Here is a 24,334-nt window from a genome sequence, read left to right on the forward strand (position 1 = left end):
AAGAATTTTTCCACCCTGCCGTTTTCGCCGGAGTTTATCCGGGGACTTCACTGCATCCCCTGCCCCTATCACAACTATTATTACTTTACTAAAGAGCAGCTGGAAGAGGAGTTAAAGGAATACAAGGAAGGCCGGGTCCGGGGCGAAGTGGTGAAAAAGGTAGAGGAGGAACTGTTTGAGCTGTACAAGGATGAGAACCTGGATGTAAAGCCCAAGCAGCTGGAGATGAGAGGCGGCGCCAGATACAGCGACGCTGCCTGCAACTTAATCTGCTCCCTGCACAACAATACCGGAGATATCCAGTATGTAGACGTACGGAACAATGGGACGATCTCAAACCTCCCGGCAGAAAGTGCGGTGGAAGCCGCCTGCATCATCACAAGCGGCGGTCCAAAGCCCATTGCCGTAGGCGAGTTAAAGCCCCAGATTAACGGGACCATTCAAACCATCAAGACCTTTGAGCGCCTGGTCTGCGAAGCGGCTGTCACCGGAAACCGGGATTTGGCAGTGACAGCTCTCAACATGAATCCTCTTTGCGCAAGCGATCATGATGCCAATGCTGTCATTTATGAATTGCTGGAGGCCCATAAAGAATACCTCCCTCAATTCTTTAGAAACGAAAGTCCAGAATAGAAAAAAGCTGTGAAATTGACTGAAAAAGTCTGTTTCACAGCTTTTTTTATGGCGTTATAACGGATAAAATGCATGTTTAAAGATGGAAATATTAATTATTAAATAAAAAGTTTATTTTTATTTTAGAATTTGCTTGTGTTTTTGCATATGTTATAGTATCATATGGGTAACAAGAAGTGGTCTAGACCACAGAAAGGGGTGCGAGGATGTATCATATTTTATTAGTTTGCTCAGCAGGAATGTCTACAAGCATGCTTGTAAAGAAAATGCAGGATGCAGCATCAGAAAAAGGCGTGGAGGCCACCATTTGGGCAGTGGGAGATGCTGAATCCGTTGAGGAAGTGAAAAAGGCAGATATTATTTTATTGGGGCCTCAGGTTCGTTATCTTGAGAAGAAGATGAACGAGAGAGTGAAAAATGAGAAACCTGTGCTTGTCATCGATATGATGGCTTACGGCACAATGAATGGCGCCAAGGTACTGGATCAGGCGCTGGGGAAGTTAAACGGGTAAGTATGAAAAAGAAGCTCCCCGTTCCAATGGTTTAGGGGAGGATAAAAGAGGGAGAAAAAGTTATGGGTGCATTTAATTCATTCATGGAAGCAAGATTTATGCCAATCGCAGCTAAAATTGGCTCCCAGAAACATCTGGTTGCCATTCGTGATGCCTTTATAGCCATCATGCCAATTACCATGGTTGGTTCCATAGCAGTTTTACTTAATGTATTTTTGAGAGACCTTCCAAATCAGGCAGGTATGACCGGTTTTGTCCAGGCCATGTCTCCGATCATCAGTGTGAATGGCAATGTATATTTTGGCTCTATCGTAATTCTTGCTCTGGCATTTGTTTTTGCTCTGGGCTACAATCTTTCTAAAACCTACGATGTAAACGCTATTGCAGGCGGAGTCATCGCATTCGCAAGCTTAGTAACCTGTATGGGACAAAGCGCTACCTTCGACTATGAGCTTCCAGGTATTGCAGCGGCAGCTGCCGACCAGCTGAAAGGTCTCGGACTTGATGTAGCCGCTACACCAGGCGGCGGTGTTGCATTAAACGGAGTCAGCGGCTGGGGATACTTAGGCGCCGGATACACCGGTTCCGGTGGCCTGTTTACCGCACTGATTATGGGCTTTATCTGTACCATGATTTACATAAAGCTGATGCAGAAGAAGGTTACCATCAACCTTCCGGATTCTGTACCGCCGGCAGTCAGCAAAGCATTTGCAGCAATTGTTCCAGGTGTAATCGCCATTTATGTTGCAGGTATCTTAACCCAGATCTGCATAACCGCAACAGGCTCTACCATTAATGATATGGTTCTCAGATATATCCAGAGACCGCTCCTCAGCTTGTCACAGGGCTTCTTCAGCGTAATCTTCATGGTATTCTTAATCCAGCTGTTATGGTTCTTTGGTCTCCATGGACACAACGTACTGGCTCCTATCATGGACGGTATCTATTTAACGGCATTAAACCAGAACATTGAGGCATTTACCACCAGCCAGAGCACTGCGAATCTTCCATACTTATGGACCCGCGGTTCCTTTGATGCCTACTGCCAGATGGGCGGTTCCGGAATTACCTTAGGACTTATTATCGCAATCTTCCTGTTTTCTAAGAGGGATGACCAGAAAGCCATTGCAAAGCTGTCCTGGCCCATGGGTGTATTTAATATCAATGAGCCGATCATCTTCGGTATGCCTATCGTATTGAACCCGGTGTATTTGATTCCATGGCTGATCGTTCCTCCGGTATGTGCGACCATCGCATACGGCGCAACTGCCATAGGCCTGATCCCTCCGGTTTTCGTAGCTGTACCCTGGGTAATGCCTGCAGGCATCTATGCCTTCCTTGCAACAGGCGGAAGCTTTATGGCAGCACTTGTATCATTGTTTAATCTGTTTATATCCTTTGCTATCTGGACACCATTTGTAATGATGGCAAATAAGATGAAAAGCGAATAGCAACATGGATTAAGAAGGAGCTGCCAGACCAGTTCACAGGGGATGTCCTGACAGAACTGATTTGGCAGTTCTTAAGTTTAGCAGAGAAAGAAGGGGAGAGAGCTCCATGAAAAGCTGGACCATATTTTTAATCGCCATAGGCTGCCTGTTCATTACTGTATCACCCCAGCTTCCATCCCCTGCCATGTATATGACCGTCGGTTTGGTATTTGTACTGTTGGGTGCAGCCATGCTGATAAAGAAAAGGAAATAAGGGGGTATAAGATATGAAACTTGAGTTTCCGGAAGGTTTTTACTTTGGAAGTGCAACCAGCGCCACCCAGTGTGAGGGAAGCGAAGAAAATGACGGGAGAGGGAAAAATATCTGGGATTTGTGGTATGAGGAAGAAGGCTATAAATTTCATGGAGCCATTGGCCCGGGCATTACCTCTTCCTTCTACCAGAATTATAAAGAAGATATTCAGCTGATGAAGCAGACGGGCCATAATTCTTTCCGGACGTCCATCAGCTGGTCCCGCCTGTTTCCGGAGGGATTTGGAGTGGTGAACGAAAAAGCGGCTGATTTTTACCGCAGCCTGTTTCTGGAATTAAGGGAAAACGGGATCGAACCATTTGTGAATCTGTACCATTTTGACATGCCGGTAAAGCTGCAGGAGCTGGGAGGCTGGGAAAACAGAAAGGTCGTGGATTATTATAAAGAATATGCCTGGACCTGCTTTAACTTATTCGGAGACCTGGTGAAACACTGGTTTACCTTTAATGAGCCCATCGTCCATGTGGAATGCGGGTATCTGCAAGGCTATCACTATCCCTGTAAGGTGGATCCCAAAGCGGCGGTCTCGGTGGCTTATCATACGGCCCTGGCCAGCGCTTTAGCGGTGAAGGAATATCACAGCATGAAGCAGGGAGGGAAGATCGGGATTGTCTTAAACCTGACCCCGGCTTATCCCAGAAGCTCCCATCCGGAGGATGAGAAGGCGGCAAAGACTGCCGAGCTGTTCCAGAATAAGAGTTTTCTGGATCCTGCCGTTAAAGGAACCTATGATCCGGAACTGGTTGCCCTTATAGAAAAGCATGGATTGCGGCCGGAGGCTTCTAAGGAGGACTTAGAGATCATCCGTCAAAATACGGTGGATTTTCTGGGAGTAAACTACTATCATCCCTTCCGTGTCTGTGCAAAGGCCAGTATTCCCAATCCGGCAGCTCCGTTTACGCCGGAATATTATTTTGATATCTATGATATGCCAGGCAAACGGATGAATCCATACAGGGGCTGGGAAATCTATCCAAGAGGCTTATATGACATTGCTGTCAATATCCGTGACAACTACGGGAACATTGAATGGATGGTCACAGAAAATGGCATGGGCGTGGAAAATGAGGGACGTTTTAAGACAGACGGCATGATACAGGATGACTACCGCATTGAGTTCTATGAGGAGCATTTGACCTGGCTTCATAAGGGGATAGAAGAAGGAAGCAATTGCATTGGATATCATGTGTGGACCTTTGTGGACTGCTGGTCATGGCTCAATGCATATAAGAACCGTTACGGGCTTGTGGAGCTGGATTTAAAAACCCAGAAACGGACCATAAAAAAGTCAGGCTATTGGTATCAGGAGCTGCTTAAAAACAACGGTTTTGAAACGGGCAAATAGGAGAGTCATATGGAAGTAAGTCAAAAACTGAATGTAGAGGCAAAGGAATTCTTCAATGCCCTGGCGACCTCGGTTGCCTATGATATCACCCAGGCCACAGGGAAAAAGGTAGATCCAGGCCAGATTTATTCCGGTTTTCGCTATAAAAAGAAGATGAAAAATAAAATGGGACAGGAAAACCATGTGGATGTGGTGATCAAGCAGTTTGTCTCTCCAGACTGCTATGAGGCAAGCTTTTGCACCTCCCATGGGACAAATGTTATATTTTACGGGATCGAAGATAGTAAAGACGGAAACATTATGGTACACTACAAGGAGAGATTTGAGGGGGAGAGTACTTCCTACTCCTTAAACCATAAAATTGTCTCCTGGTTTTATCAAAAAGGTTCCAAAAAGAGGGTTTCCAGGATGCTTTCATCCATGGAAAGCTTCATTAAGGGACAGAGGACAAAAGAGAATTAAAGGTGATAAGAGGTGATACAATGGGGGCTCCGAAATATCAGAAAATAAAACAGGACCTTATGGAAGAAATTAAGGACGCGTCTGTCAATACCCCTATTGCATCAGAACGGGAACTGGCCGGTCGTTATAATGCCAGCCGTATGACCGTGCGCAATGCTTTAAATGAACTGGTGGAAGAGGGAGTATTATATAGAGATAAAAATAAAGGAACTTTTGTTGCAGACCAAAGGCTTATGAAAAAAAATACATCTGCAGAGACTTTAAATAAGCCTATGGATGATACTTATGATTACAATGTGATCTATTTCAGTTCCTGCTTTTCCGATGAGAAGGTCGCTTCCTGTCTGGAAATCGGGTCTGAGGACCGGATGATCCGGATCGTGCGCTTAAACCGGAAGAATGGAAAGCCTGTAAGTGTTGAAGAAATCTATTTGATCCAAAGCCTGATCAATGACAAAGATTACAACAACTTAAATAAGCTTTTGGATCTGAAAGGATACATTGACGAGGGATCGGTTACGCAGAAGTTTCTTCCTATTATAGTGCCTGTAAAATATATTAATCTGCTTCACGTAAAGCTGAATACTCCGATTATTATGGTTGAGAGCACCATTGTAAGCAAAAGCGGCAGCCCGGTCGTGTATATCAGAGAATTTAACAACCCAATTGAAAAAATAATTGAGATAACCACATAGCTGAAATACCCGCAGTATACCATAATCCCCCCCAAAATAGGCAGGAAAGAGGAAATACCCTGCGGGTATACCATTATGCCCAAAAAGCTGGGCAGGAAAGTGAAAAGGTGTTTTATTATGGGAAGACTTGGTATCTCCCTTTATCCGGAGCATTCCACTCCGGAACGGGATAAGGAATATATCCGGCTGGCCGGTAAATACGGGTTTTTGCGGATTTTCACCTGCTTGTTGAGCGTGGGAAATAAAAACAAAGATGAGATGATCCATGAATTTCGGGATATGATTGATACAGCCCATGAATGCGGTATGGAAGTAATACTGGACGTGGCGCCACCTGTTTTTGAAGCACTGGGGGCTTCCTATGACAATCTGGCTCCCTTTAAAGAACTGCATGCAGACGGGATCCGGCTGGATGTAGGCTTTGACGGAATGAAGGAAGCTGCTATGAGCTATAACAACGAAGGACTGAAGATCGAGCTGAACGCCAGCACCGATCCAAGCTATGTGGCGAATATCATGAATCATCATCCGGTGCCGGAAAGGATCATTACCTGCCACAACTTTTATCCTCAGAAATATACGGGAATCAGCCTGGAGCATTTTGATTACTGCAACCGGGAAATGAAAAAGTACGGCCTTAAGGTTGCGGCCTTTGTGTCCAGCAACAATGAGAATACCTTTGGCCCCTGGCCGGTGAATGAGGGATTGTGTACTCTGGAGATGCACCGGGGCCTGCCTGTGGATGCACAGGTACGGCATCTGCTTGCAACCCGTATGGTAGATGATGTGATCATCGCCAATGCCTATGCTTCTGAAGAGGAGTTAAAGGCCTGTGCTTCAGTGACACCTGGAAAGCTGATGTTTGGTCTTTGCCTGGAAAAAGAATTGACGGAAACAGAGCGGGAGATTCTTTACTTTGACCGGCAGCATGGGATCAGAGGCGATATCAGCGAATATATGATACGGTCCACCTGGCCGAGAGTAGTCTTCGCTGACAAGTCTATTCAACCTGCCAATACCCGGGATTTAAAACGGGGGGATGTTGTGATTTTAAATGACGGTTATTCCCGTTATAAGGGGGAGCTGCATGTTGTTTTAAAGGATATGCCTAATGACGGAAGAAAGAATGTGATCGGCCATATACCTGATTATGAACTGGTACTGCTTGATTACATTAGACCCTGGAAATTGTTTGGTTTTACAGAAGTATGATTTGAATGCTTCATGCAGGCATATGACGAAAGCCTTTTCAAGGTCTCTTCAGAGAGATATTAAATATAACTACTTCAGAACTATAAGGAGGTTTATATGATTACTATTTCCAGTCCCATGCAGCAGGATAATATTAAAGAACTATTATCTAATTACAGGGAAGGTGATGTAACATTTACTTTCAGTAAAAAAGAGGGGATAAAACTCTTTTTTGAAGTTACCGGTAATCCGGCGGATGCTGCAATGAAAGCAAAGGAATTAATTAAAAATACAACCTGGGGCAAGGTTCTTTATTTTCAAGCACAGGCTGTATAGTGGTTATGAAACCTGGTGATTAAAAAAATTATAGATAGCAGGAGGACTTTCATGAATACAATTGTAAATTTTATAGAAAGAAAATTTTTACCTGTAGCTGTCGTAATAGGTTCTCAAAAGCATTTACTTGCTCTTAGAGATGCATTCATCAATTTGATGCCCCTGACTATGGCTGGTTCCATGGCCGTTCTTTTAAATGCGCTTTTGCGCGATATACCCAATACATATCTGGGCACCGGTAACGGTGTTACTACGTTTCCCCTTGTTTCATGGATTATTTCTTTAAACGGGATTGTCTGGGGGGGAACTCTGGCAGTTATGGGCATCATGCTTTCAATTACCCTGGGTTATACGATAGCAAAATCTTATGATGTAAATAAGGTAGCCGGCGCTATTGTTTCACTTGCGGCATATCTTATGGGATTGCCTCAAAGCGCCAGCACTTCCACCACCCTTACTTTGAGTGAGGTGCTGCCTGCTAATATTGCAGACATGATTCAGGCTTCAGGTGCGACAATCGCTACAGCCGATGGTGTGTCCACCATAACAGTTACAGGCAGTGCCTGGGGATTTTTTAACTTTTCAGGCTACTTTGGAGCAACGGGAATGTTTACTGTTATATTGTTCTCTTTTTTATCGGTAATAATTTTTGCAAAGCTGATGAAAAAAAATATTACAATAAAACTTCCTGAATCTGTTCCGCCTGCAGTGTCCCGTGCATTTTCTGCCATCATACCAGGTGTTATATCACTTTATGGATCGGCTATCATCTATTTCGTGCTGAAACAAAGCTGGGCATTAGGGACTCAACCTGTCAGCGACTGGATTACAGAGCATATACAACAGCCATTGCTGGGCATATCACAGGGCTATGGTTCTGTATTTATCATTGTATTGCTTGTGCACTTATTGTGGTTCTTCGGATTGCATGGCACAAATATAATGGGAGCTGTTTTGAACAGTACTTATGGTGTTGCTCAGCTGCAAAATTTAGCTGCTTACGAGTCTGGCGCTGAGATTCCTTATAAATGGGTTTCAGGTTCCTTCGAGGCATTTGTGTGGCCTGGCGGCGCGGGGGTTACAATTGCTCTTATTGTTTCTATTTTAATCTTGTCAAAACGTGCAGATTATAAAATGGTGGGCAAGTTAGGTCTGGGACCGGGATTATTTAATATTAACGAACCAATCATGTTTGGTATACCTGTAGTTCTTAATCCTCTGTTGATTGTGCCGTTTATTTTGGCTCCGCTTGCAACAGCAACCATTTCATATTTTGCAACGATCTGGGGGCTGGTAAGTCCTGTGGTTATCAGTGTCCCATGGGTGATGCCTGTATTCTTGAGCGGATTCCTGGCTACAGCAGGCGACTGGCGTTCGCTCGTGCTTACTGCTGTCAATATGGCTGTTGCCTTTGCAATATGGGCGCCATTTATTATTGCTGCAAATGGAGTAGACTCTCCATCAGATAACTGATAACCTGTTGATGAGAAAAACGGCGTACATCTGATATGATTCAGATGTGCGCCGTTTTTAGAAAACCATCATCGAAAACCAGTGTGAAGTGCCCATATTTCTTAAATGTGGGCATTTCACCTATCTTCCTGAAATACAAGCCTGCGAATGGCCCAGGCAACCCCATCCTCTTCATTTGATTTGGTATGGTATCTTGCTGCCTCCCGGATACAGGACATGGCATTTTCCATGGCGACAGTCCATCCGAATTCCGGTGTGAACATGGACAGATCATTGTCGCTGTCTCCAAGCACCATCACATCCTTAAGAGAGATTCCCTTTTGTTCTGCGTATGCTTTTAAAACCAGCCCTTTCTGGGCAGCCTGATTGGTCAGCTCAATATTGTCGGGGAACGAGGAGGCCGCAGCCAGATCCGGATAGTCTGCAAAGATTTCTTTTAATTTTGCAGCCTTCTGGACAGGAATTCCATTACTGCATATTTTAAATACATCGCTATTCCCAGGAAGCTCTTTAAGAGAAGAAATAAAGGTCGTGGATTCCATCCGCTTTTGCACGGCATCTTCCAGCTCTTGGGAAATGTTGGCAAGAGGGCTGAATTTCTTCTTTATGAAGGAGTATATCTCGTTCAGCTTCCGCTCTTTTGGGGTAGTTGTATACCGCCCGCATGCAGTCAGGATATCCATATCTGCCTGTTGCTCTGTAAGGATCCGATCAATGTCTGCAAGGTTCTGAGAAGTAAGAGGAATCTCGCTCAGTAGTTCACCATCCTGACTGTATACGGCAGCCCCGCTTAAGCAGATGTAGCTGCATGTGATATCATAGGTATCCATAACGGCTTTTGCTTCTTGATAATCCCGTCCGCTGCAGATTAAAAATTCTATGCCCGCACGCTCAAGCCTGCGGATTGCATCTATATTGGCTTTTGAGATATTGGTCTGAGGGTTTAAAAGGGTGCCGTCCATATCGGAGGCGATCAGTCGGATGCTCATAGCAAGTAATCTCCTTTGTCTGGTTATATATTCTCGTCGTTATACTTAGCTTATCCTAATTTAACCGGTTCGTCAATGAAGAGGGGAGGGAGAGTCCTAATTTCATCAGATTTCATATCTCCAGAGCCGGTATCTTCCTTTCTTTTTACAATCTCCACATATAATTCTTAATCAATGCAATGCCTGGCTTCTATTCAGGTTTATCCGTGACAGTGGGGTTATTGATGCTGCCATGAATATATTTTTTGAATTCTTTCAAAATAATGAATATGGTGGAATGTTTTGAGGTATTTATGGTATAATCATAGCCAGATAATAACAAGCCCATTTAAGGAGAACTATGAAACCACATGCATTTGCGGTCTGTGCATATAAGGACTCGCCCTATCTTGAAGCCTGCATCCGTTCGCTCCTGAAACAAAGCGTCAGGTCAGAGATCATCATATGCACATCAACACCCAGCCCTTTCATTGAAAAAATGGCGGACAAGTATCAGATCCCATTGTTTATCCGGCCAGGGAAAAGCAATATAAAGGAAGACTGGAATTTTGCCTATGACCAGGCTTTTGCCCGCTTTGTTACCATTGCCCATCAGGATGATCTGTACCAGAAGGATTATGTAAAGAAGCTTCTGGAATGCTATAAGAAATACCCGGACATGACATTGTTTACGGGAGGATATACCGTGATCCGGGGAAACCGGCCGGCTGTCTTTGAAATGGTGGAATTTATCAAGCGTTTTCTAAGGATCCCGCTTCGTTTCCATTCTATCAGTCATTTATCCTGGGTCAAGAAAAGCGTATTGATGTTTGGAAACTCTATCTGCTGTCCTGCATGCGCATATAATAAGGAAGAATTAGGAGAGTCTCTTTTCACCTCTCCTTACCAGTTTGCCCTGGATTGGGATACGCTTTACCAGCTATCCGGACGGCCGGGACGTTTTGTTTGCGTGGAAAAAACGATATTGTATTACAGAGTCCACGGAGAGGCCACCACAAAAGCCTGTATAGCGGATAACAGCCGTATCAGGGAGGAAGCGGATATGTTTTCAAAGATGTGGCCTGGACCGATGGTAAAGATATTGATGCATTTTTACAGGAAGGCTTATAAAGAGTACGAATAAAATAAATATTTGGAGGAAGAACCAATGAAGGTAGTATTATTAGCGGGAGGCTTTGGAACCAGAATCAGTGAGCAGAGCCATTTAAAGCCGAAGCCAATGATTGAAATCGGGGAGAAGCCTATTTTGTGGCATATTATGAAGTACTATTCCCAGTATGGCTTTCATGATTTTGTCATTTGCCTTGGATATAAGCAGTATGTAGTAAAGGAATTTTTTGCGGATTATTTTCTTCATACATCCGATGTAACCTTTGATCTTGCCAACAATCAGATGGAGGTACATAATAATTATTCGGAGCCATGGAAGGTGACCCTGGTGGATACAGGGTTAAATACCATGACCGGCGGGCGTATTAAGCGCATAGAGCCTTATATCGGCGATGACCCCTTTATGATGACCTATGGAGACGGAGTCTGCGATGTGGATTTAACGGCTTTGTTAAAATTCCATCAGGACCATGGAAAGACCGCTACCATGACCACTGTGAATATCGCCCAGTTAAAGGGAGTTTTGGATATTGATGAAGGCGATGTGGTCCGTTCTTTCAGAGAAAAGGACGAGGCGGATACCAGCCTGATCAACGGGGGCTTTATGGTCTTGAATCCTGAGATCTTTTCCTATTTAAAGGATGATAATACCATATTTGAAAAAGAACCATTGCAGAGCCTGGCGGCAGAGGGGCAGCTTATGAGCTTCCATCATAACGGCTTCTGGCAGTGCATGGATACGCAGAGAGAAATGAAGAAGCTGGAAGATTTGTGGCAGTCCGGACAGGCACCATGGAAAATTTGGGAGAAATGATATGACAAGTTGGGCTAGTATCAAATGGAACGAATTTTGTGATTTTTATAAAGGAAAAAAAATCCTGGTCACAGGGCATACCGGCTTTAAAGGGACCTGGCTCAGCCATCTCCTTATTAAGGCCGGAGCATCGGTAACGGGATATTCCCTTACGCCTTCCACAGACCCAAACCTGTTTGAAGCGGCAGGACTTTCCCGCAATGTGAATTCTATAATCGGGGATGTCAGAGATTTGGAACATTTAAAAAAGGTGTTTTCCCAGGAGGAGCCGGAAATTGTGTTTCACCTGGCGGCCCAGCCCATCGTACGGGACTCTTATAAGGATCCGGTCTACACCTATGAGACCAATGTCATGGGTACCGTCAACGTACTGGAATGCGTGCGCCTGACTCCGGCTGTTAAATCCTTTTTAAATGTCACAACGGATAAGGTGTATGAAAACAGGGAATGGGAGTACGGATACCGGGAAACAGACCCGTTGGATGGCTATGATCCATATTCTAACAGCAAATCCTGCTCCGAGCTGGTGACTCACAGCTATGCAAAATCCTTTTTCTCTGACGGGCGCGTGGCAGTTTCTACATCCCGTGCAGGAAATGTGATCGGAGGAGGAGATTTTGCCAATGACAGGATTATACCGGACTGTATCCGTGCGGCAGCCGCAGGGCAGGATATTATCGTAAGAAATCCCCATTCCACAAGGCCGTATCAGCATGTGCTGGAGCCTCTGGCTATTTACATGACCATTGCCATGAAGCAGTATGAGGATTCAACCTTCCAGGGATATTATAACGTAGGCCCTGACGACAAAGACTGTGTGACCACCGGAGCGCTGGCGGATCTATTCTGTGAGGCCTGGGGCCAGGGAATAAAGTGGATTGATAAGTTTGAAGGAGGCCCTCATGAGGCCAATTTCTTAAAACTGGACTGTTCCAAGATTAAAAAAGTCTTTGGCTGGTATCCCAGGTATGGGGTGAAGGAAGCAGTGGAAAAGACTGTGGAATGGACCAAGGCCTACTTGGAAGGGGCGGATATGCCTGCATTTATGGATCAGCAGATAAAAGAATTTTTCAATTAATATAAGTTTGAGAGGAAAAATAAAATGTTTGAAAACAAGACAGAAAAAGTGGCGCGGGAGGAGATCCTTTCTCTGGTAAAGGAATACTGCAGCACCTACCATAATCAGAAAGATCCGTTTAAAGAAGGAGACCGCATTTCATATGCATCCCGTGTGTACGATCATCAGGAAATGGTGAACCTGGTGGACAGCTCTCTGGAGTTTTGGCTTACATCCGGGCGGTATACCGATGAATTCGAAAAAAAGCTGGCGAAATATTTAAAAGTCAGATTCTGTTCCCTTGTGAATTCCGGATCATCAGCGAATTTGCTGGCATTTATGGCTCTTACATCACCACTTTTAAAGGAGCGCCAGATAAAGCGCGGTGATGAAGTGATCACAGTAGCAGCCGGATTTCCGACCACAGTAACTCCTATGATCCAGTATGGTGCGGTCCCCGTATTTGTGGACGTTACCATCCCCCAGTATAACATTGATGTGAACATGCTTGAGGCTGCACTTTCAGAAAAGACAAAGGCAGTCATGATCGCCCATACCCTGGGAAATCCCTTTGACCTTTCTGCGGTTAAGGCATTTTGCGACAGGCACCAGCTATGGCTCGTAGAGGATAATTGCGATGCACTTGGTACAATTTACACTATAAATGGGGAAGAGCGTTTCTCCGGAACCATCGGAGACATAGGAACCTCAAGCTTTTATCCGCCTCACCACATGACTATGGGAGAGGGCGGTGCGGTTTATACGAATAATTCACTGTTAAATAAAATAATCCGCTCATTCCGTGATTGGGGCCGGGACTGTGTGTGTCCTTCCGGACGCGACAACTTATGCGGACACCGGTTTGACCGCCAGTACGGGGAGCTTCCTGTGGGCTATGACCATAAATATGTTTATTCCCATTTTGGCTATAATTTAAAAGCCACTGACATGCAGGCAGCCATCGGCTGTGCCCAGCTTGATAAGTTTCCCTCCTTTGTAGAGAGGCGGCGTCATAATTTCGATCGTCTTCATAAGGGCCTGGAAGAGGTTTCCCACAAGCTGATCCTTCCGGAGGCATGTCCGGGTTCCAAGCCAAGCTGGTTCGGCTTTTTAATAACCTGCAAAGAAGGAGTAAGCCGGAATCAGGTGGTACAGTATGTGGAATCCAAAGGCGTTCAGACAAGGATGCTCTTTGCCGGTAATTTAACCAAACATCCATGCTTTGACCAGATGAGAGCGTCCGGGGAAGGATACCGGATCGCCCAGCAGCTGAACAATACCGACCGGATCATGGAGGATACCTTCTGGGTAGGAGTATATCCGGGAATGACTGATGAGATGATCGATTATATGGCAAAGACCATTAAGGAGGCGCTGAGCCAATAAGGGTTTTATACCTCTACGCCCTCAAGAGCATGGGCGGGAAAGAGGAAACACCCTGCAAGTATACCTTTATGCCCAGAAACACGGGCAGGAAAGAGGAAACATGAAGGAATACGATTTAACGGAGGTACATCAGGCGAACCTGGCCATTTTAAAGGAAATTGACCGTATCTGCCGAAAATACAGGATCAAATATCTTCTGGACGCAGGTACGCTTTTAGGCGCGGTAAGGCACAAAGGCTTCATTCCCTGGGATGATGATGCGGATGTGGCATTTACCCGATCTAATTATGATGCTTTTTTAAAGGTAGTGCGCCGGGAGCTTCCGGAAGAGATGGAACTTCTTGAACCAAAGGATTTGAGAGGCGGGACGGCTTTTTATGATTTTACTACGAGAATCATCTATAAAAACAGCCGGACTCATGAGGACTCTGAAGAGATGCGGTTTTATGAAGGAAAATTAAACCATCTGTGGGTGGACTTATTCACCATTGATGAGCTCCCTGAAGGCAAGGCTGCTTCTGCCTGTACCCGCCTTCTTCATACTGTGATCTACGGCATGGCTATGGGCCACCGTTACCGGTTGGACTATAAAAAGTACAGCCTGGTCAATAAAATCGTTATAGGCACGCTGGCTGCTTTTGGGAAATTGATTCCAATGAAAACCTTGAGAAAGCTGCAGCATATGATTGCGGTCAAAGATCAGAAGGGAAAGAGCCGCCTTAGGTATTACAGCAACTACCAGCCGGATTATCTCTATGTGACGCTTAAAAAGGAATGGTGTGAAGAAACTGTGGACCTGGAATTTGAAGACACCAAACTGATGGCGCCAAAAGGCTGGCAGGAGGTTCTCACCTGGATTTACGGTGATTATAAGAAGTTCCCGCCGGAGGAACAACGGGTACCGTCTCATTCCAGTACGGAAATTAAAATATATCATTAGAACGCAGGGATTCAAAAGAATCCCGCCCTTGTTTTTCAGTTATAAGAATCCCGCAACCGGACAATTAAAATCCGCATTGATCAGGCTTTTTATCAGCCATCTCAATGCGGATTTTCATGTCCAAGGAGCTAAACTCCTATTGCTGGTTTAAATATTCCTTCGCGTCTTTAAAGAAACTGAAAATAATAAGGAGTATAATAATTCCTATAGGAAATGCTGCGATGATAGAAACCGTCTGCAGATTGGCCATGGAATTCTTGGAAAATATAAGAGCGATGGGAAACAGCATTAAAAGTACGGACCAGAACAGCTTTACCCGTTTATCCGGTTCCACGTCCTCGGGAAGCTCCTTATAAGAATAGGTGGAAGCAACCAGTGCCAGGGCATCAAAGCTGGTTGCGTAAAAAGCCACCATGGTAACTGCCAGAAGGATCAGTCCAAACTTTGCAAACGGCAAGGTTTCAAGGATTGCCATGATTGTCTGGTACAAGTCTCCTGTGGAAGCATAAATGCCCATCACATCCAGCACGCCCTTTGTCTGAAGGGCCAGGCTGTAATTTCCTAATATAATAAAGGAAGTAAATGTTCCTGAGATTCCAAAGACATAGCCACCGAGGATGGTCTGCTTTATGGTGCGCCCTTTACTGATGGCTCCGATAAAGAAAGGAGTGGCTACGCACCAAACCATCCAATAAGCCCAGTAAAAGATGGTCCAGTTCTGAGGGAAGGATGAGGTCCGCAGGGCATCGGTCCAGGTGGACAGGCTGATAAAGTTCTGCGTCAGGTTTCCTACTGCCGTGATCCCTGTTTCAATGGTATATCTGGCTTCCTTACCGCCGATCAGCACATAGAGAAGCAGGCCGAAAAACAGATATGTACAGGAAGCAGCCAGTTTTGCAATGCCCTTCATGCCGAAATAAACCGTAATGGTGTAAACGATACATATAATGACCAGGATCGCAATGGTCAATAATCTGGAATCCGGCAGACCGGTTACCCTGCTGATCGCCATGGAAAGAAGGGGAGTTGCCAGAGAAAATGTGGTTGCAGTACCGGCCAGTAAGGCAAATACGGCAATCAAATCAATGATTTTTCCGCAAAGGCCGTCTACATGCTTTCCTAAAAGAGGGCGGCAGGCTTCCGAGTATTTTTGTTTTGTCCGTTTTTTAACATGGAGCATGAAGCCGAATGCCGCAGCCAATATCATATAAAAGCTCCAGGGGATAGGACCCCAGTGAAACAACGGAAAGGTGGAGGCCCAGTCCTGCATGGCTCCCAGATCCGCGATATGTGGTTCCCCTGCATAGAGAATCCATTCACAAAGGGAATAGAAGAGGATATCAGCGGCCAGACCGGCTGTAAACATCATAGTACCCCATTTAAAGTTTGAATATTGGGGTTTTTCCAAGTTTCCAAGCTTTATGGTACCGTATTTGGAAAATGCGATATACAGGGAGCAAAGGAAGGTAAAAAGCCCGATGATAAGATAGTAACTTCCCAGCTCATCTCCTAGAAATGACCGGATAGCAGCCAGTGTATCCGCAGACTTGCTGGGATATATGGTAAAAACAAGGCATAAAAGAATGATACTTATAAAAGGAATCAGGGTCGTTACCCAATCCAGCTTTTTAAACAAAGCCTTTTTCTCATTGTGGTCCATGTACATAGCCTCCTAAAGTGTTCAAAAAAATAAATTTGATATTGATATTGAACATGATACCATGGATAACCAGAAAATGCAAGATTTAAATAAGAGGATTTAGAATATGCATGGTATTTATTCCAGTAAAAACAGTAACGTATTTGTGAAGATTTTCTGACATTTTGCTAAAACCACTACAAAAAAAGTATTACATCCGATATAATGTTAGATGTTCAATAAGGAGGAGATTATGATGAAGAACAAAGCTCTTTTGATATGTGCGATGTCGGTAATGCTGCTGACCGGATGCACGGAAAAACACATTCTTAATTCCACAGCTCCGGCAGAGCCTGTTTTTGAAACTCAGCAGGGGATTGTTCTGGATTGGGATCAGATTGGAAATGATATGGATGAAGAATTCGTGAACAACGAAGAATATCCTATGGCGTTAAGCATTAATTACATGGTAGAACCGAAGACGAAAAGCATTGATTTGACACTGATTGTAAAGGATGGAACCACACCCGAGGAAGCTGTCGTATTTGCGAATGCAGCAGTTCGGCATTTAGGCGACGAGGCTGCCATGCAGGATTTTTCCTATGAAAAATCAAGCGATACCTCTTATGGAGGATTTTATAAGGATTATGATATGCACCTTATTGTCATGCCGGATTATAAGATGAATGAACAACAGTATTGGCTGGTAGATATGGACATCCCTAAGGGATCTGATGAAAAGATTGTTCCAAAGGAAGGGGCAGTTATCACGGAGGCCACCGTTGAGGATGAGGAGACGGATACTGAAAGCCCGGAATCAGATCAATAGATTTTTAACACAGGTATTAAAAAACATGGATGAGGAATTGGTTTGTAGATCGCTCCTCAGCCATGTTTTTTTGTTCCTTTTTTGTATGTTTGTTATGGATCAACCGCCAAACCGCTGTGGTAGGAATAATTGCCAAGCTCCTTTAAAAGCTTATTGTGGTCCAGGCTGTCTAGTGGAACCGGCGAGGTCAGTTCCTCGTTCAGCAGATAAAACACATCATTGCATTTTACCATGGAATGATGGAAAAGCTCGGGAAATGAGGCCTGGGATGCAAGGCGGCGGTTCCAGGGGTTACACCAGGTTTCATGGTTTAAATTCATGGTGACGACGGGATCCGGCGGGGTGTCCGTAACCAGCTTCCGGGAAGCAAGGTGCGTACGCAAGAAAAGAGATTCCATAAATTCAATGCTGTTTTTCTTGCGGCTGGACGGATCGGCTAGAGTCCTGCATCCTAAGCGCATAGCCAGGATGGAACGGGATACCATCTGGGATGTTACACGGAAATTATTCCGGTAATTTAAGGGGTAATAGGCTTCATTGATGCATATGGACAAAAAGCCGGAGATGAACTGCGATTCCTGGCCGTTTAAACAAATGGTGGCCGCCTGGTTGAACTGAGATGGCTTTTTCTTTTTGTATTTCATCAATAGCAGTGCATCTATATCATTTTCCAGCATGGCATGAAGCCCATGATGATAGTTGCTGGAGTTTTTTACATCATATTCAATTCGGCCGTACACGTAAGGGTGGCAGATGGAGTCCCCGATGTAATGGCAGAAGTAACCGCTCATATAAGAAATGGCCTGTTCTCTCTGCTGTTTGGACTCGATCTGGGATAAGTGGTTTAAACAGGAAACAAAAAAATCATGTACATGGTTTTCGTGCATGTAGGAACCTACGTTGCGGTAATCCCGGTGGCGGAGAATGGGGATATTATAAAAAAATATATCCGGTCCCTGGAGGCCAAGCTGGTAAAGCCATCGGTACTTGGAAATTATACGTTTTAAAGGAGTGTTAGGCATGTCATTGAAAACCTTGACTCCTAGCAGATAGTGAGTGGTAAAACCAGGCATATTGTTCACCTCGCATTTATTTGCAGTTCGCGAATCTGTAGTGTGGTCCGCGAGTCCGCAGTGCAGCTCGCGAATCCTGCGGATTCGTTCGCTCACGGGCTTTCGCCCTATGAATTAGAACACAAAAAATTTTTCTTACGTGCGAGCACGACGAAAAATTTTTTGTGTTCTAATTCGCACTGCTCATTGCTTATATGGAGATTATACCATATCAGATTTTATTTTGTGTGAAAATCATTGGAAATTTTCATACTGGCCGGGTGGGTCGAATATGTGTTAAGGAGAGCGTTCAGGAGCTGATCCTATGATACATCGTATACATGAAATCGTGTGGGGGCCGTGGCTTTTGGTTTTGTTTTTAGGGACCGGTATCTTTTTTACGGTAAAGTCAGGTTTTTTTCAGATTAGAAAATTCCCATTTTGGTGGAAGCATACCATTGGTAGCATACAGGAGGATGAGGGAGAAGAAAAAGGGGAAGTGACAAAATTCCAGACGGCTTGTACGGCTTTGGCAGCTACCATTGGGACTGGTAATATCGCTGGTGTGGCTACCGCACTTACAGCCGGCGGACCTGGTGCTATATTCTGGATGTGGGTCTCTGCCGGAATCGGCATGATGACAGGCTATGCAGAGACCATGCTGGGGATCCGTTACCGTTACCGGGATCGGAACGGGGCATGGATCTGCGGGCCTATGGTTTATTTGGAGAGGGGGCTTAAGCTTCCCGGACTTGGCATGCTATACAGCTTTCTATGTATCATGGTTTCTCTTGGAATGGGAAGCATGGTGCAGTCCAATTCCATTGCGGAAACTCTTGAATATTCCTTTGGCATACCGCCAATTCCTATTGGGATCGTGCTGACTGGTACCGTATTATTGGTGGTACTGGGAGGGATTGCAAGAATCGCCTTTGTGTCCGAACGGCTCATTCCTATCTCGGCCGGTGCCTATATGCTGTTTTCCATGGTTGTGATCATGTCCTGCTACGATCAGATCCCATATATTTTTCAATGCATTTTTCAGGATGCCTTTCGTCCGGTTTCCGTCTTTTCAGGGGCTGCAGGCTATCAAATCAGCAAAAGTCTGCAATACGGCATATCCAGAGGAGTATTTTCCAATGAGGCAGGACTTGGGAGCATGGCGGTCCTTCACGGCGCAGCAGAGGATACGACACCTGAGCAGCAGGGAATGTGGGCCATGTTTGAGGTGTTTTTTGATACCATTTTGATCTGCACCATGACCGCATTTGTGATCCTGTGCATGACGGAAGGAGATGCAGCCGGCTCAGGCTATGACGGAGCGGCTCTCACTGCCTTTTGTTTTTCAAAACGCTTAGGATTACTTGGGGAATATGTGGTATCAGGAGCCATGCTGATATTTGCTTTTGCTACTATCATTGCATGGTATTATCTGGGACGTCAAGCCGCCATATATCTGGCGGAGCGTTTAAAAGAACGCAGATCCCTCTACATACTGCAGCGCATTTTAAGGGGAAAGGTTTATACCCTGCTTTATCTGGGGGCTGTGTTCCTTGGATGTCTGTCAAAGCTTGAGACAGTGTGGGAATTTTCTGATATCTGGAATGGACTGATGGCGCTTCCTAACATCATTGCCATTATTTTCCTGATGAAGGAGGTAACGGTTCCGGGAAACGCAGAAGAATGGGCACTGAAATTCACCCGCCGGTGAATGGGGAAGGGGCCTGACCTAAATAGCGGTCAGACCCCTTTATGATGAATTAGTTGCAAGCAAATGGTCAGCAATCTCCTGCATAGTAGGAGATAATGCTCATATAATCCTTTGGAGCCGGAATATCCAGTGAAAGACTCAGGAAGTTTTTATTTTCCCTGTACTGATGAAGCAGCTCGTTCTGGAGTCCATAGTGTTTGTTGATATTTTCTTTTCTACCGTCAGGGTACAGCAGATTGACCGCATCACTGCACGCATTTACTGTTTGTAAAAAGTTATCCATATTCAAGATATTCAATTTTATCATTACAAACCCTCCATTATAAAGACAGTGATTATTAAGTGACAGCAATATAATAAAAAAGATTGCCCTATTACCTTTACAGGTATCATTATAGTGCAATCTTTTTTGAATAAATATATTATTTCTGCCTTTATATATCATTTTCCTGCCATTTGCGACGGTATTCCAGGGGTGTGCAGCCGGTATACTCCCGAAAGACCTTTCCAAAGTAACTGCTGCTTCCCAATCCACAGGCATGGCTTATATCGGTAATCGTTTCCCTGCTGTCTGTAAGCATATGACAGGCCGTTTGTAAACGGTAGTTTTTGATATATTCCACCGGTGTCATGTGCAGGCAGTCGTGGAATACCCGGAAGCATTCGCGTTCGCTGGAATAAGCGGCGGCAGCAATCTCTGGAATAGAAATTTTTTCTGCATAATGCTCATGGATATATACCATCATCGATTTTATTTTATCATTTGTTTTGTTGGAATGCCCTTTTTCTTCCAATAGAGGACGCGCTATGTCGAAAAGCCGGATCCATATGTCAGATAACGTTTCCCGCAGTTTTATCTCATATCCGAAATTATTTTCGGAAAGGTGAAAAGATTCCCGAATGATATCTAAAACTTTTGCCTGTTTTGGATCATCAGGATATAAGGCAATAATTTCTGCCTGCGGCGATGTGGTAATCGGCGTAACGTATTTTTGCTCTATCCGGCTACCGTGTTGGCCAGCTATGAAAGAGGGGTCAAAAAGATGGAGGAACTGAATGTTTTTTTCTGATTCAGCCTGCGGTCTTGCCATGTGAAGCACATTGGAATTTACCATACCTCCGGTACCTGCGGGAAATATCATGGTTCCTTTGGGCGTACAATATTCCATTCTCCCGCTCTCCATATAAAATAACTCCACGGCTTTGTGCCAATGCCATGGAACAAAACGCCCTATAAATTTGTCCAATTGGGAGCAGGAGGCAATATATGGAAAGTCTTTCGCAAAATCAGGTAACAATTCTTCTTTGCTTCCTGTATGGAATTCTATTCTATAAATGTTCCTCAATGATCGTATCCCCCTTTCTCTGTTATAGAAACAAGTGACAGTAAGAAAAGCATTTATAAAGTTTTCGTATAATAGTAACGTTTTCCCGTCACTGGATATTCTTCCAGTGCAAACACGCTCTTGTATCCGTGCTTTACATAGAAGGCAGGCGCCTGAAAACTGAACGTATCCAGAAATGCGTATCTGCATCCCCGTTCTTTCGCTGTTTCTTCCGCCTGATCTAAAAGCTTACTGCCAATATTTTGTCCTCGTAGATCTTCCCTGACCCATAAATATTTGACAAACAACCAATTGCCGTGTGTATTTCCGATCAGTCCTCCGACTTTTTCTCCGGTATGGTCCTGCAAATAGATTCCTAAATCTCTTGGGTTCTTGTCCTCAATTCTGGGTAAGTTATAGTTTAATAAGCCCTGGTAAATGATTTCCTCATCTTGTTCTTTAATGTTGTCAGTTATTTCAAAGTTCATTTTAATCGTTTCTCCTTGTTGGCTTATATGAGTTTTCGGTTGTATTTATCATATCATATCCCGCAGCACAATTCCACAGTCCATATCAGGCCTTAATAGAAACAAATATATGCGAAAAGACCAGACCTGATTTAAGCAAAAATTATCAAGAATTTATTTCTGAAAGAGTATATAATGATAATAAGTTTTTGGAAAGGAGCAGGTATATGGATTATCATTCAAAAGTGGGGGACTCGCTTAAATATATTGAGGAAAACTTAAATGGTAAGATTGATCTTGATGATCTTGCAAAAAGAGCCTATCTGTCAAAATATCACTATCATAGAATTTTTCACAAAGTATCAGGAGAATCCGTTACCAGATACATTACCAGAAGGCGGATGGAAAAGGCAGCGGGAGAGCTTGCCCGGACAGACAGGCCGATCATCGATATCGCCCTGGAATGTCAATATGCTTCTCAGGAATCCTTTTCAAGGGCCTTTTTAAAGATTTATGGACTGACGCCGGGAAAATACCGGAAAAGGTATAGCGTCAATTCCAATCATGTGATTGATTTGAGCAGCCGTTCCAGCAAGATCATGAACATGGCCGCATAATAATCCAGGAGGTTTCTATGAACAATCTTATCCCAATGGTTATTGAACAGACTGCCCGGGGAGAGCGGTCCTATGATATATTTTCCAGGCTGCTGAACGACCGTATTGTCATGCTGAACGGCACAGTCACCAATGACACGGCAAGCCTGATCATAGCACAGATGCTTTTTCTGGAATCCGCTGATCCTAATAAGGATATTCACTTATATATCAACAGCCCCGGAGGCTCTGTAACAGATGGGTTCGCTATTATGGATACCATGAATAACATCAAATGCGATGTTTCCACCATTAGTATAGGCCAATCGGGAAGCGCGGCTTCCTTACTTCTGGCATCAGGGAAGAAGGGAAAGCGCTTTGCCCTTAAAAACAGCGAGATACTGATCCATCAGCCGTCAATATCCGGCGGGCTGCAGGGGCAGGCTACGGATATTAAGATCCATAGTGATTGGCTTGAAAGAACAAAGAAAAAGCTCAATGAGATATACAGCGAACTGACCGGCCAGCCGATAAAAAAAATTGAGGAAGATATGGAACGGGATCGTTATATGACGGCTGAGGAGGCAAAGGAGTATGGCTTAATTGATGAAATTCTATTATGCCGCAGGTGATACCGGAACATGGACCCAAAAACCCGCTTACGGAAGGTCTGACAAGGCAGCCGTAAGCGGGTTTTTCTCAGCAGGAATCTGAAGCTATTCATCGATCATTTTTACTTTTTCCTTTCGTCCCATCAATTCATAGTATTTACGCCATTCTTCAACCGACTGCAAGGGAATCTTAATCCCATGAACTTCTGTGGAATCTTTAATAGTTTCCTTTTTCAATGGAAAATAATATTCCTTATCCTGGTTCACGATAACAAAACCGGCCATTGCATCAATGTCAACACCATCAACATGAAACTCCATAAAACATTTTGTTTTGTATTTGGCGTTTGGGTCAGGCTGCTGAATATCTCCTAAAGATAATAAGACATCTTTTACTGCTTCCACATCTTCTTCGGCAATCATAATATCTATATCATGAAATTCAGATGCAATTCCTTTGAAGTATAGCAGCAAGGAGGCTCCAATGGCCCATGTAACATCTTTGTGATTTAATTCGTCTGCAATACGCGCTAATACCGTCAGCTTGTGTTTTATATCGTCCATTCCGTCACCCCGCTAAATTTTATATAATCATTAACTCATCCATTGCCTATTGTTTCAACCTTATTTTGCATATCGGAATTCAAAAGTATTATATAGAAAAATACTGAAATATCATGATATAATATCAAAATATGAAGGAAAAAGCAAATCATTATTACTAATTTATGGCGGCAGCCAGATGTTTTTCTGTCATATGCCGGTATTATTTCTACTATTATGATAGGGAGACTATTATATCGGGCTTTTTGCAGAATAAAGGTGGTATAAGTATAAAAATTTACTTTAAGCGAAACCTATGTATCAATGGTAAAATAATAGAAACCCCAGAAGTTTACAGACTTCATAAGGATTGTTATAATTTTAACCAAGTTTTTAAAATATAGAAAAATGAAGGAGGTGATGCCATATGTCAAACGAAGATAGAGTACCCAATAGATTAATCAATGAAAAATCTCCCTATTTACTTCAGCATGCATATAACCCGGTGGAATGGTTTCCTTGGGGAGAAGAGGCTTTTTCCAAGGCAAAAGCAGAAGATAAGCCCATCTTTTTATCTATTGGGTATAGCTAACTCCGGTTGAATATGTGCACTTGTCATTGGTGTCATGTCATGGCTCATGAGTCTTTTGAAGACCAGGAGGCGGCGGATGTTCTTAACGAATTTTATGTGGCGATAAAGGTGGACAGGGAAGAGCGGCCGGATATTGATTCCGTATATATGTCAGTCTGCCAGGCTCTCACCGGCTCCGGCGGGTGGCCTCTTACGATCATTATGACGCCGGAACAAAAGCCTTTTTACGCCGGGACCTATCTGCCTAAATTTTCAAGATGGG

Annotated in this window: 25 protein-coding genes and 2 pseudogenes; 20 read left to right on the forward strand and 7 right to left on the reverse strand. The window is 44.1% G+C overall.

What is annotated here, in order from left to right; translation table 11 throughout:
* The 10 genes and pseudogenes from RT269_RS24415 to RT269_RS24460 all read left to right on the forward strand — a co-directional run.
* A pseudogene (locus RT269_RS24415) lies at window positions 1-633 on the forward strand (6-phospho-beta-glucosidase); the annotation flags it as partial.
* A gap of 206 nt (window positions 634-839) precedes the next feature.
* A complete protein-coding gene (locus RT269_RS24420; protein WP_013271207.1) occupies window positions 840-1,145 on the forward strand; it encodes a PTS sugar transporter subunit IIB in 306 nt (101 codons plus the stop codon).
* A gap of 62 nt (window positions 1,146-1,207) precedes the next feature.
* Window positions 1,208-2,596, forward strand: a complete 1,389-nt coding sequence (locus RT269_RS24425) for a PTS sugar transporter subunit IIC (RefSeq protein ID WP_313186553.1) — start codon at window positions 1,208-1,210, stop codon at window positions 2,594-2,596.
* Window positions 2,597-2,702: 106 nt separating this feature from the next.
* Entirely contained in the window at window positions 2,703-2,849 is a 147-nt protein-coding gene (locus RT269_RS24430) for a multidrug transporter (protein ID WP_313186554.1), read from the forward strand.
* A 13-nt stretch (window positions 2,850-2,862) separates the two neighbouring features.
* On the forward strand, window positions 2,863-4,254 hold the full coding sequence (locus RT269_RS24435; protein WP_313186556.1) for a glycoside hydrolase family 1 protein: 1,392 nt from the start codon (window positions 2,863-2,865) through the stop codon (window positions 4,252-4,254).
* A gap of 9 nt (window positions 4,255-4,263) precedes the next feature.
* Window positions 4,264-4,716, forward strand: coding sequence for a DUF3284 domain-containing protein (locus RT269_RS24440; protein WP_313186558.1), 453 nt, complete (start codon window positions 4,264-4,266; stop codon window positions 4,714-4,716).
* A gap of 20 nt (window positions 4,717-4,736) precedes the next feature.
* Window positions 4,737-5,411 carry a GntR family transcriptional regulator gene (locus tag RT269_RS24445; protein WP_313186560.1) on the forward strand — a complete coding sequence of 225 codons (675 nt, stop codon included), beginning with the start codon at window positions 4,737-4,739 and terminating at the stop codon, window positions 5,409-5,411.
* A gap of 117 nt (window positions 5,412-5,528) precedes the next feature.
* Window positions 5,529-6,623 (forward strand): DUF871 domain-containing protein, encoded by a 1,095-nt coding sequence (locus tag RT269_RS24450; RefSeq protein WP_313186561.1) that lies wholly within the window; start codon window positions 5,529-5,531, stop codon window positions 6,621-6,623.
* Between the two features lie 96 nt (window positions 6,624-6,719).
* On the forward strand, window positions 6,720-6,938 hold the full coding sequence (locus tag RT269_RS24455) for a hypothetical protein (protein WP_313186562.1): 219 nt from the start codon (window positions 6,720-6,722) through the stop codon (window positions 6,936-6,938).
* Window positions 6,939-6,989: 51 nt separating this feature from the next.
* Window positions 6,990-8,411, forward strand: coding sequence for a PTS sugar transporter subunit IIC (locus RT269_RS24460; RefSeq protein ID WP_313186563.1), 1,422 nt, complete (start codon window positions 6,990-6,992; stop codon window positions 8,409-8,411).
* A 116-nt stretch (window positions 8,412-8,527) separates the two neighbouring features.
* Here the strand turns inward: RT269_RS24460 and RT269_RS24465 are convergent, their stop codons facing one another.
* Window positions 8,528-9,400, reverse strand: a complete 873-nt coding sequence (locus tag RT269_RS24465; RefSeq protein WP_313186564.1) for a Cof-type HAD-IIB family hydrolase — start codon at window positions 9,398-9,400, stop codon at window positions 8,528-8,530.
* Between the two features lie 340 nt (window positions 9,401-9,740).
* Here RT269_RS24465 and RT269_RS24470 point away from each other — a divergent pair, with 340 nt between their 5' ends.
* The 5 genes from RT269_RS24470 to RT269_RS24490 all read left to right on the forward strand — a co-directional run bounded on the left by RT269_RS24470 (window position 9,741) and on the right by RT269_RS24490 (window position 14,707).
* Window positions 9,741-10,523, forward strand: coding sequence for a glycosyltransferase family 2 protein (locus RT269_RS24470; RefSeq protein WP_313186565.1), 783 nt, complete (start codon window positions 9,741-9,743; stop codon window positions 10,521-10,523).
* Between the two features lie 24 nt (window positions 10,524-10,547).
* Window positions 10,548-11,324, forward strand: a complete 777-nt coding sequence (rfbF, locus tag RT269_RS24475; RefSeq protein ID WP_313186566.1) for a glucose-1-phosphate cytidylyltransferase — start codon at window positions 10,548-10,550, stop codon at window positions 11,322-11,324.
* A 1-nt stretch (window position 11,325) separates the two neighbouring features.
* A complete protein-coding gene (rfbG, locus tag RT269_RS24480) occupies window positions 11,326-12,402 on the forward strand; it encodes a CDP-glucose 4,6-dehydratase (protein ID WP_313186567.1) in 1,077 nt (358 codons plus the stop codon).
* A 24-nt stretch (window positions 12,403-12,426) separates the two neighbouring features.
* A complete protein-coding gene (gene rfbH / locus RT269_RS24485) occupies window positions 12,427-13,767 on the forward strand; it encodes a lipopolysaccharide biosynthesis protein RfbH (RefSeq protein ID WP_313186568.1) in 1,341 nt (446 codons plus the stop codon).
* A gap of 100 nt (window positions 13,768-13,867) precedes the next feature.
* Window positions 13,868-14,707, forward strand: a complete 840-nt coding sequence (locus RT269_RS24490) for a LicD family protein (protein WP_313186569.1) — start codon at window positions 13,868-13,870, stop codon at window positions 14,705-14,707.
* Window positions 14,708-14,843: 136 nt separating this feature from the next.
* On the opposite strand, the gene RT269_RS24495 is transcribed toward RT269_RS24490, so the two are convergent.
* Window positions 14,844-16,367 (reverse strand): BCCT family transporter, encoded by a 1,524-nt coding sequence (locus RT269_RS24495; RefSeq protein ID WP_313186570.1) that lies wholly within the window; start codon window positions 16,365-16,367, stop codon window positions 14,844-14,846.
* Between the two features lie 232 nt (window positions 16,368-16,599).
* Between RT269_RS24495 and RT269_RS24500 the strand changes: the two genes are divergently transcribed.
* Window positions 16,600-17,175: a hypothetical protein gene (locus RT269_RS24500; protein WP_313186571.1), complete on the forward strand. Its 576-nt coding sequence runs from the start codon at window positions 16,600-16,602 to the stop codon at window positions 17,173-17,175.
* A 92-nt stretch (window positions 17,176-17,267) separates the two neighbouring features.
* On the opposite strand, the gene RT269_RS24505 is transcribed toward RT269_RS24500, so the two are convergent.
* Window positions 17,268-18,248, reverse strand: coding sequence for a zinc dependent phospholipase C family protein (locus RT269_RS24505; RefSeq protein WP_313186586.1), 981 nt, complete (start codon window positions 18,246-18,248; stop codon window positions 17,268-17,270).
* Between the two features lie 304 nt (window positions 18,249-18,552).
* Between RT269_RS24505 and RT269_RS24510 the strand changes: the two genes are divergently transcribed.
* Window positions 18,553-19,938, forward strand: coding sequence for an alanine/glycine:cation symporter family protein (locus RT269_RS24510; protein ID WP_313186573.1), 1,386 nt, complete (start codon window positions 18,553-18,555; stop codon window positions 19,936-19,938).
* A gap of 67 nt (window positions 19,939-20,005) precedes the next feature.
* On the opposite strand, the gene RT269_RS24515 is transcribed toward RT269_RS24510, so the two are convergent.
* From RT269_RS24515 to RT269_RS24525, 3 genes are all read right to left on the reverse strand, one after another.
* A complete protein-coding gene (locus tag RT269_RS24515; protein WP_313186575.1) occupies window positions 20,006-20,245 on the reverse strand; it encodes a ribonuclease HII in 240 nt (79 codons plus the stop codon).
* A 127-nt stretch (window positions 20,246-20,372) separates the two neighbouring features.
* The gene (locus RT269_RS24520) at window positions 20,373-21,284 is read right to left on the reverse strand and encodes an AraC family transcriptional regulator (protein WP_313186577.1); all 912 of its coding nucleotides are present in this window, start codon (window positions 21,282-21,284) and stop codon (window positions 20,373-20,375) included.
* Window positions 21,285-21,337: 53 nt separating this feature from the next.
* Window positions 21,338-21,751: a GNAT family N-acetyltransferase gene (locus RT269_RS24525; protein ID WP_313186579.1), complete on the reverse strand. Its 414-nt coding sequence runs from the start codon at window positions 21,749-21,751 to the stop codon at window positions 21,338-21,340.
* 206 nt (window positions 21,752-21,957) lie between these two features.
* On the opposite strand from RT269_RS24525, the gene RT269_RS24530 reads away from it, so the two are divergent.
* Window positions 21,958-22,347, forward strand: coding sequence for a helix-turn-helix transcriptional regulator (locus RT269_RS24530; RefSeq protein WP_313186581.1), 390 nt, complete (start codon window positions 21,958-21,960; stop codon window positions 22,345-22,347).
* 17 nt (window positions 22,348-22,364) lie between these two features.
* Complete coding sequence (locus tag RT269_RS24535) at window positions 22,365-22,958, forward strand: ATP-dependent Clp protease proteolytic subunit (RefSeq protein ID WP_313186583.1); 594 nt, start codon at window positions 22,365-22,367, stop codon at window positions 22,956-22,958.
* A gap of 84 nt (window positions 22,959-23,042) precedes the next feature.
* Here the strand turns inward: RT269_RS24535 and RT269_RS24540 are convergent, their stop codons facing one another.
* A complete protein-coding gene (locus tag RT269_RS24540) occupies window positions 23,043-23,501 on the reverse strand; it encodes a nucleotidyltransferase domain-containing protein (protein WP_313186585.1) in 459 nt (152 codons plus the stop codon).
* A 406-nt stretch (window positions 23,502-23,907) separates the two neighbouring features.
* On the opposite strand from RT269_RS24540, the pseudogene RT269_RS24545 reads away from it, so the two are divergent.
* Window positions 23,908-24,334: pseudogene (locus RT269_RS24545) on the forward strand (DUF255 domain-containing protein); the annotation flags it as partial.

Origin of the sequence: Lacrimispora sp. (assembly GCF_032078915.1) — a bacterium.
GTDB lineage: Bacteria > Bacillota > Clostridia > Lachnospirales > Lachnospiraceae > Lacrimispora.

Bases quoted from the DNA above. Each gene is read 5' to 3' on its own strand.
- RT269_RS24470 (WP_313186565.1), top strand. From the start codon at position 9,741: ATGAAACCACATGCATTTGCGGTCTGTGCATATAAGGACTCGCCCTAT.
- RT269_RS24540 (WP_313186585.1), bottom strand. From the start codon at position 23,501: ATGGACGATATAAAACACAAGCTGACGGTATTAGCGCGTATTGCAGAC.
- RT269_RS24510 (WP_313186573.1), top strand. From the start codon at position 18,553: ATGATACATCGTATACATGAAATCGTGTGGGGGCCGTGGCTTTTGGTT.
- RT269_RS24505 (WP_313186586.1), bottom strand. From the start codon at position 18,248: ATGCCTGGTTTTACCACTCACTATCTGCTAGGAGTCAAGGTTTTCAAT.
- RT269_RS24515 (WP_313186575.1), bottom strand. From the start codon at position 20,245: ATGATAAAATTGAATATCTTGAATATGGATAACTTTTTACAAACAGTA.
- RT269_RS24430 (WP_313186554.1), top strand. From the start codon at position 2,703: ATGAAAAGCTGGACCATATTTTTAATCGCCATAGGCTGCCTGTTCATT.
- rfbG (WP_313186567.1), top strand. From the start codon at position 11,326: ATGACAAGTTGGGCTAGTATCAAATGGAACGAATTTTGTGATTTTTAT.
- RT269_RS24435 (WP_313186556.1), top strand. From the start codon at position 2,863: ATGAAACTTGAGTTTCCGGAAGGTTTTTACTTTGGAAGTGCAACCAGC.
- RT269_RS24530 (WP_313186581.1), top strand. From the start codon at position 21,958: ATGGATTATCATTCAAAAGTGGGGGACTCGCTTAAATATATTGAGGAA.
- rfbF (WP_313186566.1), top strand. From the start codon at position 10,548: ATGAAGGTAGTATTATTAGCGGGAGGCTTTGGAACCAGAATCAGTGAG.
- RT269_RS24450 (WP_313186561.1), top strand. From the start codon at position 5,529: ATGGGAAGACTTGGTATCTCCCTTTATCCGGAGCATTCCACTCCGGAA.
- RT269_RS24495 (WP_313186570.1), bottom strand. From the start codon at position 16,367: ATGGACCACAATGAGAAAAAGGCTTTGTTTAAAAAGCTGGATTGGGTA.
- RT269_RS24445 (WP_313186560.1), top strand. From the start codon at position 4,737: ATGGGGGCTCCGAAATATCAGAAAATAAAACAGGACCTTATGGAAGAA.
- RT269_RS24490 (WP_313186569.1), top strand. From the start codon at position 13,868: ATGAAGGAATACGATTTAACGGAGGTACATCAGGCGAACCTGGCCATT.
- RT269_RS24425 (WP_313186553.1), top strand. From the start codon at position 1,208: ATGGGTGCATTTAATTCATTCATGGAAGCAAGATTTATGCCAATCGCA.
- RT269_RS24420 (WP_013271207.1), top strand. From the start codon at position 840: ATGTATCATATTTTATTAGTTTGCTCAGCAGGAATGTCTACAAGCATG.
- RT269_RS24455 (WP_313186562.1), top strand. From the start codon at position 6,720: ATGATTACTATTTCCAGTCCCATGCAGCAGGATAATATTAAAGAACTA.
- RT269_RS24525 (WP_313186579.1), bottom strand. From the start codon at position 21,751: ATGAACTTTGAAATAACTGACAACATTAAAGAACAAGATGAGGAAATC.
- RT269_RS24500 (WP_313186571.1), top strand. From the start codon at position 16,600: ATGATGAAGAACAAAGCTCTTTTGATATGTGCGATGTCGGTAATGCTG.
- RT269_RS24460 (WP_313186563.1), top strand. From the start codon at position 6,990: ATGAATACAATTGTAAATTTTATAGAAAGAAAATTTTTACCTGTAGCT.
- RT269_RS24535 (WP_313186583.1), top strand. From the start codon at position 22,365: ATGAACAATCTTATCCCAATGGTTATTGAACAGACTGCCCGGGGAGAG.
- RT269_RS24440 (WP_313186558.1), top strand. From the start codon at position 4,264: ATGGAAGTAAGTCAAAAACTGAATGTAGAGGCAAAGGAATTCTTCAAT.
- RT269_RS24465 (WP_313186564.1), bottom strand. From the start codon at position 9,400: ATGAGCATCCGACTGATCGCCTCCGATATGGACGGCACCCTTTTAAAC.
- rfbH (WP_313186568.1), top strand. From the start codon at position 12,427: ATGTTTGAAAACAAGACAGAAAAAGTGGCGCGGGAGGAGATCCTTTCT.